This window comes from Marinobacter sp. GH_1 (assembly GCF_048595985.1).
Taxonomy (GTDB): Bacteria; Pseudomonadota; Gammaproteobacteria; order Pseudomonadales; family Oleiphilaceae; genus Marinobacter; species Marinobacter shengliensis.
Genome location: NZ_CP184460.1, coordinates 3026737 through 3041952, shown reverse-complemented (window position 1 = coordinate 3041952; position 15216 = coordinate 3026737). Strand labels below are relative to the sequence as shown.

11 protein-coding genes are annotated in these 15216 nt (G+C 58.9%); 4 read left to right on the top strand and 7 right to left on the bottom strand.

What is annotated here, in order from left to right:
• Positions 1-45: 45 nt before the first annotated feature.
• The 7 genes from ACNSOI_RS13785 to ACNSOI_RS13755 all read right to left on the bottom strand — a co-directional run bounded on the left by ACNSOI_RS13785 (position 46) and on the right by ACNSOI_RS13755 (position 9760).
• Positions 46-870: an SDR family oxidoreductase gene (locus ACNSOI_RS13785; RefSeq protein WP_061331611.1), complete on the bottom strand. Its 825-nt coding sequence runs from the start codon at positions 868-870 to the stop codon at positions 46-48.
• Positions 867-2825, bottom strand: a complete 1959-nt coding sequence (locus ACNSOI_RS13780; RefSeq protein WP_420194300.1) for an acetyl/propionyl/methylcrotonyl-CoA carboxylase subunit alpha — start codon at positions 2823-2825, stop codon at positions 867-869. Before ACNSOI_RS13780 ends, ACNSOI_RS13785 begins: the two co-directional genes overlap by 4 nt.
• A gap of 231 nt (positions 2826-3056) precedes the next feature.
• Positions 3057-3881, bottom strand: a complete 825-nt coding sequence (locus ACNSOI_RS13775; protein ID WP_420194299.1) for an enoyl-CoA hydratase/isomerase family protein — start codon at positions 3879-3881, stop codon at positions 3057-3059.
• 172 nt (positions 3882-4053) lie between these two features.
• Entirely contained in the window at positions 4054-5214 is a 1161-nt protein-coding gene (gene atuD / locus ACNSOI_RS13770) for a citronellyl-CoA dehydrogenase (RefSeq protein WP_420194298.1), read from the bottom strand.
• Positions 5215-5244: 30 nt separating this feature from the next.
• Positions 5245-6861, bottom strand: coding sequence for an acyl-CoA carboxylase subunit beta (locus tag ACNSOI_RS13765; RefSeq protein WP_420194297.1), 1617 nt, complete (start codon positions 6859-6861; stop codon positions 5245-5247).
• 9 nt (positions 6862-6870) lie between these two features.
• On the bottom strand, positions 6871-7737 hold the full coding sequence (locus ACNSOI_RS13760) for an SDR family oxidoreductase (protein ID WP_420194296.1): 867 nt from the start codon (positions 7735-7737) through the stop codon (positions 6871-6873).
• A gap of 226 nt (positions 7738-7963) precedes the next feature.
• Complete coding sequence (locus ACNSOI_RS13755; RefSeq protein WP_420194295.1) at positions 7964-9760, bottom strand: acyclic terpene utilization AtuA family protein; 1797 nt, start codon at positions 9758-9760, stop codon at positions 7964-7966.
• A gap of 132 nt (positions 9761-9892) precedes the next feature.
• Between ACNSOI_RS13755 and ACNSOI_RS13750 the strand changes: the two genes are divergently transcribed.
• The 4 genes from ACNSOI_RS13750 to ACNSOI_RS13735 all read left to right on the top strand — a co-directional run bounded on the left by ACNSOI_RS13750 (position 9893) and on the right by ACNSOI_RS13735 (position 15000).
• The gene (locus ACNSOI_RS13750; RefSeq protein ID WP_420194294.1) at positions 9893-10513 is read left to right on the top strand and encodes a TetR/AcrR family transcriptional regulator; all 621 of its coding nucleotides are present in this window, start codon (positions 9893-9895) and stop codon (positions 10511-10513) included.
• Positions 10514-10794: 281 nt separating this feature from the next.
• Positions 10795-11859, top strand: a complete 1065-nt coding sequence (locus tag ACNSOI_RS13745; RefSeq protein ID WP_061331603.1) for a hypothetical protein — start codon at positions 10795-10797, stop codon at positions 11857-11859.
• A gap of 63 nt (positions 11860-11922) precedes the next feature.
• Positions 11923-12933 (top strand): putative solute-binding protein, encoded by a 1011-nt coding sequence (locus ACNSOI_RS13740; RefSeq protein WP_106694973.1) that lies wholly within the window; start codon positions 11923-11925, stop codon positions 12931-12933.
• Between the two features lie 15 nt (positions 12934-12948).
• Positions 12949-15000, top strand: a complete 2052-nt coding sequence (locus ACNSOI_RS13735; RefSeq protein ID WP_420194293.1) for a TRAP transporter large permease subunit — start codon at positions 12949-12951, stop codon at positions 14998-15000.
• Positions 15001-15216 lie beyond the last annotated feature (216 nt).

Below are 15216 nucleotides of genomic sequence, written 5' to 3'. Positions count from 1 at the left end.
TCTTTATAGGTTTTGAACCGCGGAGCAACACAAAGAGCCCCGCGGCTAATCCAGGAACAGATCCGGCAGTAGCGGTTTGTCGCCCTGTGCGTACCGGTAGTGTTCAAAATCCTCTATGCCATCCTGACGAAGCACCTCTTCATCAATCAGCGCCTGCCCCGTCAGTTCCTCTGCGGTGCGGGAGAGAATGCTGATGGCCGCATCCGCCATGATCTCCGGTTTGCGGCCCTGGGCCATGAGTTGCGGCCCACCCACTTCGTACTCGATGGCCGCCGTGGCGATCAGCGTTTTTGGCCACAGGCAGTTCACGGCGATGCCGTATCGTCGGAATTCCTCGGCCATACCCATACTGAGCATGGTCATCCCATATTTTGTGGTGGTGTAGGGCCCGTATTGGGCAAACCACCGGGTGTTCAGGTTCAGTGGCGGCGACAGGCTCAGGATGTGGCCACCGGATTCCTTCAGCCAGGGCAGGGCAGCCTGGCTGCAAGTGAACACCGCCCGGGCATTGACCTGGTGCATCAGGTCGTAGCGGCTTACCTTCAGGTTTTCGACACCAGTCAGGCGGATGGCGCCCGCGTTGTTGACCAGTGCGTCGATGCCGCCGAAATGATTGGCGGCTTCTTCCATTCGTTGCCTTACCTGGCGTTCATCCCGCACGTCCAGCACCAGCGGCAGCGCCTGGCCGCCGGCGTTGCGGATTTCCTCCGCCACGGTGTGGATGGTGCCCGGTAGTTTCGCATGCGGTGTATCGGTCTTGGCGCCAATCACCACATTGGCGCCTTCCCGGGCGCAGGCCAGAGCGATGGCGCGGCCGATGCCCCGGCTGCCGCCGGTGATGAACACGGTGCGTTGATGGAGTCGGCTCATGCGTCGGCCTCCTCGTTAGCTTCTACCTGAACCAGCAGTTGGCCCCGTTTAACCTGATCACCCTGCCGGGCGAGCAATTGGCCGATGGTGCCGCTGCGATCGGCTTTCACCGGGTGCTCCATTTTCATGGCTTCCAGGATTACCAGAGTCTGGCCCTGTTCAACCTGATCCCCTTCGGCCACCAACACATCAATGATGCCGCCGTCCATGCTGGCCTGTACCTTGCCACTGCCGGCGCCTTGGGCACCCTGTGCCGGCTGGTGGGTGATGTCCCGAACTGACCAGGAGCGCCCGAATGCCTGCAAATATAGGGAATCTCCGCTCCGGTAGTATTGGCACCGCTGACGAACCCCGTTGTCGATAATGCATAGCAGGCCAGGTTCATGGCTTTGCAGCTGCAGCTCGTAATGTTCTTCGCCGTGGGATACCTGCAGTGTGTGGCCGCTGTGGCGGACCAGCAGTTCCAGGCTGTCATCCTGAGTTTCCAGCTTCATGGGCATGACCGTAGCCGGGGCGTTGCTCCAGCCCTCCTGACCTGTGCCGCTTAAGCTGAGAACGCAGGCGCTCAGGGCCAGTTCACGGATGGTGAGCGGCTGGGGCGCCAGGGATGGATCATCCTTGAACGCCTGTTGCAGGAACGCGGTGGTGGCTTCACCGGCACCGAAGGTGTCGTCGGCAATAATGCGACTGAGGAAGTGCCGGTTGGTGGTCACACCAAATACGGCGGTATCTTCCAGGGCCCGGATCAGCCGGCGGCGAGCTTCGTCCCGGTTCTGGCCCCAGGCAATGACTTTCGCCAGCATGGGGTCGTAGTGGGGGCTGACCACATCGCCGGAGCGCACGCCGGTGTCGTAGCGCAATCCTTTCCCTTCGGCCGGGGTAAATTGATGCAGGGTGCCGGTTTGTGGAGTAAAGCCGTTGGCCGGGTCTTCGGCGTACAGGCGCACCTCGATGGCATGGCCGTTGAGTTCAATCTCGTCCTGCGCTAGCGGCAGCGAGCGGCCTTCGGCGACCATCAGCTGCCAGGCGACCAGGTCCTGACCAGTGATCAGTTCGGTGACCGGGTGTTCCACCTGCAGGCGGGTGTTCATTTCCAGGAAGTAGAAGTTGCGGTCTTTGTCGACCAGGAATTCCACGGTGCCGGCGCCTTCGTAACCGCAGGCCAGGGCGGCTTTGACGGCCGCTTCGCCCATGGCTTTGCGCAACTCAGGGGTAACAAAGGGTGAGGGCGCTTCTTCAACCACTTTCTGGTGCCGGCGCTGCACGGAGCAGTCCCGTTCGCCCAGGTACACGGCGTTGCCATGGCGATCGGCAAAGACCTGGATTTCCACGTGGCGGGGTTCGATAACGGCTTTCTCGATGATCAGTTCGTCGTCGCCGAAGGCTTGCTTTGCTTCTGAGCGGGCCCGCTTGATGTTGTCGGCCAGCTCGTTTTCGCTTTCCACCAGGCGCATGCCCCGGCCACCGCCGCCTGCGGAAGCTTTGAGCATGAGGGGGTAGCCAATGTCTTTGGCGGCGGTGATGAGCTCGTCGTCGCTGGCGTTGTTGCCCTCGTATCCGGGAACCACCGGTACGCCGGCTTCTTGCATGGCGATTTTGGAGCGGCGTTTGCTGCCCATGAGTTCGATGGCGTTTTCGGGTGGGCCGACGAAGGTGAGGCCGGCCTGTTTGATGGCTTTGGCGAAGCCGGAGTTTTCGGAGAGGAAGCCGTAGCCGGGGTGGATGCAGTCGGCGCCGGTTTTGGCGGCGGCATCGAGGATGGCGTCGGCGTTCAGGTAGGAGGCGGCAACCTGTGCCGGGCCTATGCAGACGGCTTCGTCGGCTTGTTCAACGTGCAGGGCGTTGGCGTCGGCCTCGGAGTAGACGGCAACGGTGCGGTAGCCCAGCGCCTTGGCTGTGCGGATGACCCGGACGGCGATTTCGCCTCGGTTAGCGATGAGTAGTTTTTTTAGCATTTGTATGTCACCTGTCTTGAAACGCGCCTGCGTGTTTGGGTGCTCGTGCGCACCGCTGGCGGGGAGGGCCTCCGGAAAAACGCTCCTTGCGGCACATCCATGTGGCGCTTGGGCTCCGCCATCCATGGCTCCGCACATTTTCCGGAGGCCCTCCCCGCCAGCGGCGCTTCCGCTGACTTTGTTCTTGCCTGCAGGATAATTTACTAACGGTCTGCGGCTTCTGGTTGTTAATTAGCTGTTGTTGCTGGCCCAATCTGGTTCACGCTTTTGCATGAACGCCATGGTGCCTTCCATGCCCTCTGGTCCCCGGATAGCGGCCGCAAATTTTTCAGCGGCATCGTCCAGCAGACCGGCCATGGCTTCATGGCCGACCCGGTGCAGCAGGGCTTTGGTCTCTGCCGTGGCATTCGGGGCGCACAGGCGAATGCGTTCCAGTGCCTGGTTGAGCATGTCGCTGAGTTGTTCTTCGGATTCTGCAACCTGGTGAACGATGCCGAGTGCGCAGGCTTCCGTTGCGTCGATTCTCAAACCCAGCAAGGCCAGTCGTCGGGCCTGGGTGAGGCCGATGCGTTCGACCACGAACGGGGCGATCTGGGCCGGGATGACGCCGAGGGTGGTTTCCGGCATGCCGAATTTGGCTGTCGGGCCGGCGATGGCGAGGTCGGAGACACAGGCTAGGCCGAAGCCGCCGCCCATGACGGCGCCTTCGGTGATGGCGATGACGACTTTGGCGGATTCGTTGACCTGCTGGATCATCTGGCCGAAGGCGCGGTTGAGTTTGTAGAACGGGTCGTCGCGGCCTTCGCCGGCTTTCTGGCCCCGGGCACCGGCCATGTCTTTGATGTCGCCGCCGGCGCAGAAGTGTCCACCGGCGCCGCGGATGACGACGGCGCGGATGGTTTGGTCGTGTTCGACTTCGCTGAACACGGTGGACAGTTCCGCGACCATGTGAAGGCTCATGGCGTTGCGGACGTCCGGGCGGTTGATGGTGATAAGCAGTGTCGGGCCCTGTTTTTCGAGAATCAGGGTTTCACACTGTGGTAATTGCTGTTCCATATCAGGCTCCGTTTCAGGCCGGCATCGGGTACTAATGGCAATGTTCGGGGCCTTGTGGGCAGGTAGGGCTTTCCGGGACTGTCTGCAGCAGGGATGCTGCAGTCAAGCGTACATGGATGTATTTACAGCGTGTCCCGGAAAGCCCTACCTGCCCACAAGGCCTTGCACAACGTTAGTCGCGTTTCTTGCCAGGCAAGGTGCCCATCAGCTTGCAGATAATGCCCAGCATGATTTCGTCGGCGCCGCCGCCGATGGAGACCAGCCGCACATCTCGGTAAGCCCGTGACAGGGGGTTGTCCCACATGTAGCCGTTGCCACCCCAGAACTGCAGGCAAGCGTCCGTCACTTCGCGGCCTAAACGACCTGCTTTCAGCTTGGCCATGGACGCCAGCTTGGTGACATCCTTGCCTTCAACGTGCAGCTCACAGGCCTGGTACGTCAGCGCTCGCAGGGCTTCGATCTCGGTCTGCAACTCCGCCAGGCGGAAGTGGATGTACTGGTTATCGATCAGCGGCTGACCAAACGTCTTGCGCTCGCGGCAGTACTCGATGGTCTGGGTAACGCAGTTTTCCAGAGCCTTGATGACATTGGCCGCGCCCCACAAACGCTCCTCCTGGAACTGAAGCATCTGCATCATAAAACCCGTGCCCTCGGCACCGATGCGATTGCGCTGGGGAACCCGCACGTCGTCGAAGAACACCTGCGCCGTTTCAGACGACCGCATACCCAGCTTGTTCAGGTGCGGGCTGAAAGTGATGCCCGGTGTGTTCATGGGTACGATCATCAGGGTCTTGTTCTTGTGGGGCTTGTCGTCGCTGGTGTTGGCCAGCAGGCACATGAAATCCGCCTTCGGCGAGTTGGTGATCCACATCTTGGAGCCGTTGATGACGTAGTCATCGCCGTCTTTCTTCGCCGTGGTCTTCAGGCCGGCCACGTCGGAACCTGCGCCCACTTCACTCACACCGATACAGCCCACCATATCGCCGGCGATGGCCGGAGCCAGGAAGTCCCGTTTGAGTTCGTCGGAGCCGAAGCGCGCGATGGCGGGGGTACACATGTCGGTCTGCACGCCCACGGCCAGCGGTACACCGCCACATTTTGCCATGCCCAGTTCCTCGGCCGCGACCAGGTTGTAGCTGTAGTCCAGACCCATGCCGCCGTATTCCTCCGGCTTCTGGATGCCCAGCAGGCCCAGGTTGCCGAGTTTTTTGAACAGGTCGTGAATCGGAAACTCGCCGGCTTCTTCCCATTCGTCGCAGTGCGGGTTGATTTCCTTTTCCACGAAATCGCGGACGGTTTTTCTGAGGGCTTCGTGTTCGGCTGTGAATTTCATTGTTGTTCTCCCAGTCAATCAGTGTGGAAATCAGAAACGGGCGACGCCGTAAACGTTGGGTCGTAGTTGTCTTTGTTCGGCTTCACGGCAAACCGACAGTGCCATGGCCAGCACTCGGCGGGTGTCTCTTGGATCGATCAGACCGTCGTCCCACAGCCGTGCGGTACCGAACAGGGCGGTGGAGCCGTCTTCGAGTTTCTTGGCGGTGGCCTGCTCCAGGAACGCCAGGGTTTTTTCGTCCGGCTCGATGCCGCTTTTGCGTTGCTTGTCTTCCGCCACAATGCGCATGACCTTACCAGCCTGGGCCGGGCCCATGACGGCGGTGCGGCTGTTGGGCCAGGCGAAGATGAATCTCGGGTCCAGTCCCCGGCCGCACATGGCGTAGTTGCCGGCGCCGTAGGAACCGCCTATCACCACGGCGAGTTTCGGAACCCGACAATTGGCTACGGCCTGAATCATCTTGGACCCGTGTTTGATGATGCCGTTCTGCTCGGAATGCGTGCCCACCATAAAACCGGTGGTGTTATGCAGAAACAGGATTGGCGTACCGGCCTGGTCGCACAGCTGGATAAACTGCGCCGCCTTGGTGGAACCGGCCGGAGTGATCGGGCCGTTGTTGCCGATAATACCGACACTGTGGCCGTGGATGCGGATGGTGCCGCATACGGTCTGGTTGTCGTAGTCGTTCTTGAAATCCAGGAAACGGGAGCCGTCGGCGATGCGGGCGAGGATTTCACGAACGTCGTAAGGTTTCTTGGCGTCAGAAGGAATCACTCCGAGCAGCTCGTCAGCCGGATACAGCGGCTCATCCCATTGGGGTTCCTGGCGCAGTGGCAGGTTTTCATTCCAGGGCAGGGCGCCGAGAATTTCCCGGGCCTGGCGGATGCCATCGGCGTCGTCTTCGGCCAGGTATTCAGCGGTGCCAGCCACGGTGGCGTGCATTTCTGCACCGCCCAGTTCTTCATCGTTGGCGACCTCGCCCGTGGCCGCCTTCAGCAGTGGCGGGCCGGCCAGAAACATCTTGGCCTGCTCGCGCACGGTGATCACATAATCCGACAGACCCGGCTGATAAGCACCACCGGCGGTGGCGTTGCCATGCACCACGGTCACTTGCGGAATTCCGGCTGCGGACATCCGCGCCTGGTTGGCAAACCCCCGGGCGCCGAGCACAAAAATATCCGTGGCGTAGTTCAGGTTGGCGCCGCCAGATTCTGACAGCGACACCACCGGCAGTTTGTTCTCCATGGCAATCTGCTGCAGGCGCAGGGTCTTGTCCAGACCGGCAGGGGTAATGGTTCCGCCTTTGATGGCGCTGTTGCTGGCGACCACCAGACAGCGCACTCCGGCTACCCTGCCAATACCGGCAATAATCCCGCCACCGGCCATGGAGCCGTCTTTGTCATCGTGCATCTTGTAACCGGCCAGGGAGCACAGCTCCAGAAACTCACTGCCCCGATCCAGCAACCGATTGATGCGATCCCGCGGCAGCAATTTGCCCCGCTTGGTAAACTTCTCCCGGGCCGATTCCGCCAGGTCCAGCACCTTCTGCTCCACGTCCCGGAAAGTGGTGATATGGGCTTCCATGGCCTCGACATTGGCCCGGAACTCGTCGGACTGGGGGCTTATTGTTGTTTCCAGTACCTGCATGGGAAATCCTCAGTCGTCACTCAAAACTTTCGGCGTTACCGCCCGATGGAAACCGTTGTAGGGCTCGTTATTCTTTGCCTTCGGCATCGGCCACACACGCCCGCCCTGGGATGCCGCACCGTCAATCCGCAGACAATCGCCACTGATAAACGCCGCCCCCGGGCTAAGCAGGAAACAGATCGCCGAACTCACCTCCGATTCCGTGCCCATCCGCTTGATCGGCACCGCATCCGCCAGGCTGCGAATCCACGACTTCATATGAGTCGGGTAATTATCCATCCCGCTGGAAGCAATCCACCCCGGCGCCACCGCATTCACCCGAACCCCGGACGGCGCCCACTCAACCGCCGCCGTCTGGGTAAAATTCACCATCCCGGCCCGGGCGGCCCCTGAGTGGCCCATGCCCGGCATACCGCCCCACATATCCGCCACAATGTTCACGATCGAACCGCCGGATTTGCTCAACGCCTGGGTATAGGCCTCCCGGGAAATCAGAAAACCACCGGTCAGATTCGTGCGCACCACGGTTTCCCAACCCTTCTGGTTAATCCCCGTCAACGGAGACGCAAACTGCCCGCCGGCGTTGTTCACCACCCCGTTCAGCCCACCGTGGGTCTCAATAATCGCCTTCACCGTCGCCTTGACTGACTCCTCCTCACGGATATCGCAGGCATGAGCACTGGCAATACCGCCGTCTTCCTCAATCTCGGCCTTAACCGCGTCTACCTTCTCCTGCTTACGACCCACCAGCGCAACCCGGGCACCGAGCGCCGCCAGTTCGTGAGCCGTGCAGCGGCCAATACCGGAGCCACCGCCGGTCACGATAAACACCTGGCCTTCAAACAAGCCCGGGCGAAGAACAGACTGATAACTCATAAAAGTTCCTTATCTGAATACAAAGAATCCACGTAAAAAGTCGGAGCGCCCTGGTGGGGGAACGCCCTACAAAAATCTCGTAGGCCATGGATGGCCGGAGCGAAGCGCCACATGGATGTGCCGCAGGAGCGCTTTTTGTAGGGCGTTCCCCCACCAGGGTGCCGCCACCCAAGTTGTGGGCCTGAGCCCCAAGCAAGAAGCTTGCGCCGGAGAGTGATTAGAATGTTCATTGTGCTACCAAATTCGAAGGCACCGGCACCGGAAACTCCAGAAGCTGCTGCGCAAACGCCTTACCCTGCGGATCAATCCGCAAACTGGCCACACCACCACCACCAAGACTGTGCTCCAGCAAGAAATTGAACGCATGCAACCCTGGCATAGACCAGCGCGTCACCTTGCCAGACTCCGGATTCAACGTATGCGCCATCCAATCTGCCACCGCCTGTTCCGTCAACGCCGCCTCAATATAAGGAACATACTCCGGATCCCGCGCAATCACCCCGATATTGCTGTGATCACCCTTATCCCCGGACCGGGCCCAAGCCAGCTTGATCAACGGAACCGTGGTATCCGCCGCCACCTCCATCCGTGACTCCGGCTCAGCCGCCAGAGCACCCGGATCGAAACCACCCTCGGTAGCCACCACCACCTCAGACTTCTCGCCTGCCAGATCCACCGAAACCGCCACTTCCGATTTTGGTACCAGGCAAGAGAACAAACGAATCTTCGGCCAAACGGTTGGCCGACCACCGACAATGCCGGTGATACCCGGTGCCATCCCCGTGGCAGCCTGGGCGATTTCCCGTGAAAAAAGCACCAGTGCCTCTTTCTTCGGGTGGGCGGTGGCAATCTTCACCACCACTTCCCGGCATTGATCGCCCTTGCCATGGGCGCCGTAAGTGGTCTCGGTACCCAGCAACTCGATGCTGGTTTCGGAATAATCCGGCAGGCCGCGCTCCACAAACATCGCCGAGGTTTTGGCGAGAATCGCCTCTGCGACTTTCTGAGCCTTGGCGGGCGCGTTTATGCCAGCGAGCAAAAAGGTGACCGTGCACTTGAAGCCATCCGGCCAGGTGCCAGATACCTTGTAGCTGTCGGTAGGTGGCAGACCTTTGGCACCGGAAACGCGAACCTGATCCTTACTGATTTCCTCAAGTGCAACCTGGGTGAAATCGCAGGTAACGTCGGGCAGCAGATAGGCCCTTGGATCACCAATCTCATACACCAACTGCTCGCTTACCGTGCCCCGGCTGACCAGACCGCCGGTGCTTTCGGGCTTGGTCATTACAAAGTCGCCGGAGGCGCTCACCTCAGCAATGGGGAAGCCCATATTGGCGTAGCCGTCGGCCACATCTTCCCAGTCGGTAAAGTTGCCACCGGTAGACTGGGCGCCACATTCCAGCAAGTGCCCGGCCAGGCTGCCCTGGGCAAGTTTGTCGTAATCGTTCCAGCGCCAGCCGAATTCATGCACCAGCGGCGCCAGCACCAGCGCGCTGTCCGCTACCCGGCCGGTAATAATGATGTCGGCACCCTGTTCCAGGGCAGCCACCAGGCCTGGTGCGCCCAGGTAGGCATTCAGGCTCACCATCATGGCGGGGAAGGGCTGGCCGGTGGTCATCTCGGTGACGCCGGCATCGGCGAGCTTCTTTTTCTTCATCAGCAGGTCGTCGCCCAGCACCAGGGCGATTTTCAGATCGACCCCCGCTTTTTCGCACAACGCCTGCAACGCATCCCGGCAAGCCACCGGGTTCACGCCGCCGGCGTTGGCCAGCACCCGGATGCTTTTTTCTTTAATGTCGCCCAGCAAAGGCGCCATAACGGTTTCCACAAAATCCCGGGCATAGCCCTGGGTGGGGTCCTTCATCTTCTGGCCAGCCATGATGGACATGGTGATCTCGGCCAGATAATCGGCCACCAGATAATCGATGTTGCCCCGGTGCACCAGCTGGGCGGCTGCCGTTTCGGTATCACCCCAGAAAGCGGCGGAGCAACCGATGCGGATGGTTTTGTTGGCGTGTGACATGTTCTTGGCCTTGTTGTGAAGCCCGCGTCGGCGGGAAGTTATCCAACGTTGATAATGACAATACCAAGCAAGCGCTTGGTTTGTAAACAGGCAAATCTCGGGTAGAATAAAAAGTCCCACCAAGACAACCGGATGGCCTTTGTGAACCAGAACCAGATTCTTCAGTCCTTGATTGCCGAACAGCTCGTTTCCGACCCTGCCAGTGCCCGCGGGCGCTTGTTAAAGGAAGCCGCCAGGTTATTCCGGGACAAAGGCTATGAGCGCACCACTGTGCGTGATCTGGCGGCAGCCGTCGGCATCCAGTCCGGTAGTCTGTTCCATCACTTCCGAACCAAAGAGGAAATTCTGAAGGCGGTTATGGTTGAGACCATCCGTCTCAATACCGCTTTGATGCAGGCGGCAGCCGACAGCGAGGAGTCCCCCCGGGGCAAGCTTCGGGCGTTGGTGCGAAGTGAGCTGGAATCCATTAATGGCCAGACTGGCGAAGCCATGGCAGTGCTGGTCTATGAATGGCGTAGTCTCTCGGAGGGCTCTCAGGTCCAGGTGCTGGAATTGCGGGGGATATACGAAGGGCTGTGGCTATCTGTTTTGGAGGAGCTTAACGAGCTTGGCCAGCTCAAGGCGGATCCCTTTATCGTAAGGCGGATGTTGACCGGAGCGCTGAGCTGGACGGTGACCTGGTACAAACCCGAGCGCGGTGGACTGACGCTGGACGGGTTGACCGATCAAGTCATGGCGATGCTCGGACTGTAACAACAGGTTACCTTTGGAACTTATTGTTTTATATCAATTAGTTTAAATTTTTGTGCTTTCCTTAGAGGCCATTGGCCCGATCGGCATATAATTTTCGGCATTCCAGCCATTCTTGTCTGACAAAAATCAAAGCATTCTTCGCGTCGTAGAGACCAGTTCCTCGGGGAACAGCCTGGATGTTGGCTGTGAAGGTTCTGGTTCACGGTTTGACGACGCGAATATGTGATAAAAAAACACTCGTCATCCCTTACTGACAAAAACAAAGCAAGACAGGGCAAATTATGTTCTACCCAGAGGTTTCCCTAGTGGGCCGTAGTTCGGCCCTGCTCAAACAGTTCGCACTTGCAGGACTGGCGATGGTCCTGGCCGGCTGCTCCGCCAACCCCATATATACGACGACGGGTATGGTGCTCTCCAGCTACGCAGAGTCTGAAGCAACACCTTATGTGCTGCAGATGTCGGACACTGAAATGGCGTGCGCGCTGGGTGAGGGTACTGATCCTCTCGTCTACTCCTTTTCTCGCGTAACCTCCGCGCCTGACAGCACCGGGTCACTGCTTATGCTGCTGGCCGGCAATTGCATGGAATACCGTGCCTGGAACGCAGAACTGGACTATCTCCGTGCCCAGTACAATGGCGATGTGCCTGCTGCAAAAGACGCCCGTGAGCGCGCCAAGCGTTTGTACGCCACTACGGCCTCGCGCCGATACAATGCCTATCTTCGGGCCATGGCAGCCTACGATTTTGATCCGGCTGCCGAGCCCATCGAGTGCCCTTTCCTGTTTACCGATCAGGACGAACTGACGTTTCTGTTGGGGCTTCTGACCGGTATGCAGGCCATCGTGAACGACTCCAACTCTGGTGCGCTTGCAGGCGTGCCTCGTAATATAGCGCCGAGGGCAGAGCGTGCCGCGCAATGTGTTGACAACGAAAAATGGGGCGGTTTGCCCAATGCTGTTCGCGCGCTGGTCTGGTTGCTGTTGCCCGATACCCGTCCCGAGCTGTCGCCTGACCCTTGGCAGGTGCTTGAGAACAGCTCCGAAATGGGCGTGAATGCGGGTATTCGGGCATCCCACGCGGTTCAGATCGTAGCTGCTGAAACCTTTGGACGCCCTGATGTGCTCGCCGATGCCATTGCGCACTTCGCCGACGCCGACGACCGAATCGACGTATGGGACGATTACCGATTGGTGGATGAAGTGGCTCGAACCATCGTTCAGTTTTCCTCAGACAAGCACTGGACTGCCGAATATGGTCACCGCACGCCGCGCAATTTCTTCGGCAAGATGAGCCCGGAACGCGCCAGAACCAATACCGAAACCATGGACCTGGACGACCTGCTCTGAGAGCAGGCCGCCAGGCCCTGACCCAGTTTCAACGATAAACACAAGAATGACCCGGAGGTCGTCATGATCCGTAAATCCCTTGCCGCTCTGTCGTTGGCCGTTGCTGCTCCGTTGGCATCAGCCCAGACAGTTTCCATGTGTGTGTTTGACGTTATCGGCGCCAACGGCGACGTATACAATCTGGTCAAAGACTACGCCCTGGAAATGAAAGCCCATGGAGTGGACTTCAATCTTCGCCCCTATACCGACGAAGGTGTGGCCGTTGGTGATTTTAACGCCGGCCAGTGTGACGCCGTTGCCGCAACCGATATCCGGACTCGGCCGTTCAACAAGTTTACGGGCAGTGTCAGTGCGGTTGGCGCCATTCCGACCTATGATGATCTGGAAACCTTGTTGGCGACACTGGCCCAGCCCAGGGCGGCATCTCTGATGAAGTCCGGCGGCTATGAAGTGCTGGCGATTGTGCCGGCCGGTGCGGGGTATTTGTTCGTCAACGACCGAAGCATCAACACCGCAAGCAAACTGGCCGGGAAGCGAATGGCCACTCTCGATTATCAGCGTGATGCCATTCATATGGTGAATCACGTTAAGGCAACGGTGGTTCCATCGGATATCACCAACTTCGCTGGTAAGTTCAATAACGGCTCCGTTGATACCGCCTATGCGCCAGCGTTCGCCTATGAAGCCCTCGAGTTATACAAGGGTATCGGTGATAAAGGCGGTATTGTTGACTACCCACTGGCCCAGTTGACTATCCAGATCATTGCCCGCGAAGGCGTTCTGGACGATGACACCGCGCAGAAATCCCGTGAAGTGGCCTGGGATATGTTCCCGCAGGCGATGAACCTGATCGAGAGCCAGGAGAAAGCGATCCCTGAAAAGCAATGGATTCGAATTCCGGACCAGGACATTACTGGCTACCAGGAGATGTTCCGTGAAAACCGTCTGGAAATGCGTGATGGTGTGAACGGTGCACCGAGTGTGTACGACCCACGCATGATGAGTCTATTGAGCAAAATTCGCTGCGCCAGTAACCCGGGCGCGTCTGAGTGCACGGCTGACAACCGGGAATAATCGGAGAGAAAACACATGAACTGGCGCGCGATGACTGCCTCTGGTGCAAGGACGCTCTACCCCGTACACAGGATACATGGGGTTATTCTACTGCTTTTGCTCCTGTCAACTCTGCTGCTGGGCATGGGGAATTCCCTGCACTCCAGAATGTTGTGGATTGGTGAGCAGGTCTGGCCGAACTATTATCTGCTGAACCCGGATGCGACCGAACCCACCTGTAATATGTTCGTGGATGTGGATGCCGAGGTTGAGCGCAGGATTCAGGCTTACAAGCCTGATCCGGACGATTTGTTCAGCTCCCCACCAGACGCGGATGCGCTGAGGCAGTCTCTGCAGAGCAACGTGGCCCTGTGTGAGCAGCGCCACCTGATGTATGCCGAGAACCAGAAGCACGCCACATGGGCACTGGGTGCCTACAAGAGTTTTGAACAGGGACTGGCTGGCTTTCTGCTGGACAACATTGAACTGACCAAGTACCTGTTCATCGCCATGTTTGCCATGGCTGCTGCGATCTCGGCGCTGGACGCGGACCACATTGCCCTGCGGCTGTCCCGCAACCGGTCAGAGTGGCGCTTGAGCCAGGGCGTGCAGTTCATCGTCAACGGTTTGATGGTGCTGTCCCTGAACGCCTATCTCGGGCGATTATCGACATCGCCGGGCACGGAAAACACTATGATTTTGCAATACGCCTGGGCCGGTGTATTCGGAATGTTCATGGTGATCAACGCCATTCGCTTCTTCCACATACCCGAGCGCATGAAGCCCGGCAGCCTGAGCTTGTCATCGAGCCTGGTCATCCCGTTGTATTGCATGATGGGTTTGATAGCCATGTCCTACTTCTTCTTTGTGGACGGCTACACTTCGGGCCTGGCGATCTACTTCGGCATGATGGCGAACCTGTCTTCCATGTTCATCAACATCGGCCTTTATGTGCTGGTGGGCATGATGCTCAAGCAGACCCGGGTGCCGGAATTGCTGCTGAACATCGTCAAGCCGTTCAATCTGCCGGCGCCTATGCTGGCCTCGGTGATTATCTTTGCCACCGCCTTCCCGACGGCGTTCACGGGTGCCTCCGGTATTTTTATTCTTGCCGTGGGTGGTGTGGTGTATGACGAACTGAGAAAAGCGGGTGCCGGGCGGCAGTTGTCCCTGGCGACCACCGCGATGTCAGGCAGTCTCGGGGTGGTGCTCAACCCGTGCCTGCTGATTGTGGTAATCGCAGCACTGAACAAAGAAGTGACCACCTCTGAAATGTACGGCTGGGGCTTCTGGGTGTTCATTCTGTCTGCCAGCCTGTTCTCGTTCATCGTGTGCAAGACCGAAGGTAACTGGAAGCCCAGGCCGGCACCGGGTGCTTTCCGCCTTGCGCTGAAACAACTGTTGCCACTGGTACCTTATGCACTGACTGCCGCCGCTGTGATCTTTGCAATCTGGGTGGTCCTGGGCCTGAAGTTCAATGAGTACAGTGCGCCGATGATTCTGCCTTTGGTGATGCTCGCCCTGGTGGTGTTGGACTCTGGAAAGGAGAGTAAGGAACTTTCTGTTTCCCGGATGCAAACGTTCTTTGAACGCAGCAGCAATGCTGCCAGTGATTCAGCCGTTCACATTGGCGCGCTGCTGGCCCTGATCGGCTTCTCCATCTGCCTGGGCGGTATTCTGGAGCGCTCCGACATTGTCCATGCGATTTTCCCGGAGACCCTGACCAGCCCCTGGATTGCCATGATGGTCATCGTAGTGATGCTGACGCTGATCGGCATGGTGATGGACCCGTTCGGTGCGGTGATTCTGGTATCGGCCACCATCGCCCAGCCGGCAATACAGATTGGCGTAGACCCGCTGCACTTCTGGATTGTGTGCCTGGTAGCCTTCGAGCTGGGTTACTTGAGCCCGCCTGTGGCCCTGAACCATCTGTTAACGCGGCAGGTGGTTGGTGAGACTGAAGTGCTGGCGGCAGAGCGCACGGGTACTTTCTGGCACCGTTACCAGCGCCTGCTGTTGCCGCTGGCGGTGATGATACCCAGCTTGCTGCTGGTGGCCTTTGTGCCGATGCTGTTCTACGCCTTGTAGTTGCCATGATGTGTGAAAACCCGTGGAGTTCTGCTTCACGGGTTTTCTTGTTTTGGTTGACCGCAAATGTTGGGGGGAGGGAGAAGGTTGGAGGGGCTTTCTGAAACCCTGCGGAGCCATGGATGGCGGAGCGGAGCGTACAGGGATGTATTCACAGCGTGTTTCAGAAAGCCCCTCCAACCTTCTCCCGAGCCAGACTCTCTCGCATTTGTCGGA

Excerpts from the sequence above, each read along its gene's own strand:
- ACNSOI_RS13785 (WP_061331611.1), bottom strand. The coding sequence starts at position 870 with ATGAGCCGACTCCATCAACGCACCGTGTTCATCACCGGCGGCAGCCGG.
- ACNSOI_RS13780 (WP_420194300.1), bottom strand. The coding sequence starts at position 2,825 with ATGCTAAAAAAACTACTCATCGCTAACCGAGGCGAAATCGCCGTCCGG.
- ACNSOI_RS13775 (WP_420194299.1), bottom strand. The coding sequence starts at position 3,881 with ATGGAACAGCAATTACCACAGTGTGAAACCCTGATTCTCGAAAAACAG.
- atuD (WP_420194298.1), bottom strand. The coding sequence starts at position 5,214 with ATGAAATTCACAGCCGAACACGAAGCCCTCAGAAAAACCGTCCGCGAT.
- ACNSOI_RS13765 (WP_420194297.1), bottom strand. The coding sequence starts at position 6,861 with ATGCAGGTACTGGAAACAACAATAAGCCCCCAGTCCGACGAGTTCCGG.
- ACNSOI_RS13760 (WP_420194296.1), bottom strand. The coding sequence starts at position 7,737 with ATGAGTTATCAGTCTGTTCTTCGCCCGGGCTTGTTTGAAGGCCAGGTG.
- ACNSOI_RS13755 (WP_420194295.1), bottom strand. The coding sequence starts at position 9,760 with ATGTCACACGCCAACAAAACCATCCGCATCGGTTGCTCCGCCGCTTTC.
- ACNSOI_RS13750 (WP_420194294.1), top strand. The coding sequence starts at position 9,893 with ATGGCCTTTGTGAACCAGAACCAGATTCTTCAGTCCTTGATTGCCGAA.
- ACNSOI_RS13745 (WP_061331603.1), top strand. The coding sequence starts at position 10,795 with ATGTTCTACCCAGAGGTTTCCCTAGTGGGCCGTAGTTCGGCCCTGCTC.
- ACNSOI_RS13740 (WP_106694973.1), top strand. The coding sequence starts at position 11,923 with ATGATCCGTAAATCCCTTGCCGCTCTGTCGTTGGCCGTTGCTGCTCCG.
- ACNSOI_RS13735 (WP_420194293.1), top strand. The coding sequence starts at position 12,949 with ATGAACTGGCGCGCGATGACTGCCTCTGGTGCAAGGACGCTCTACCCC.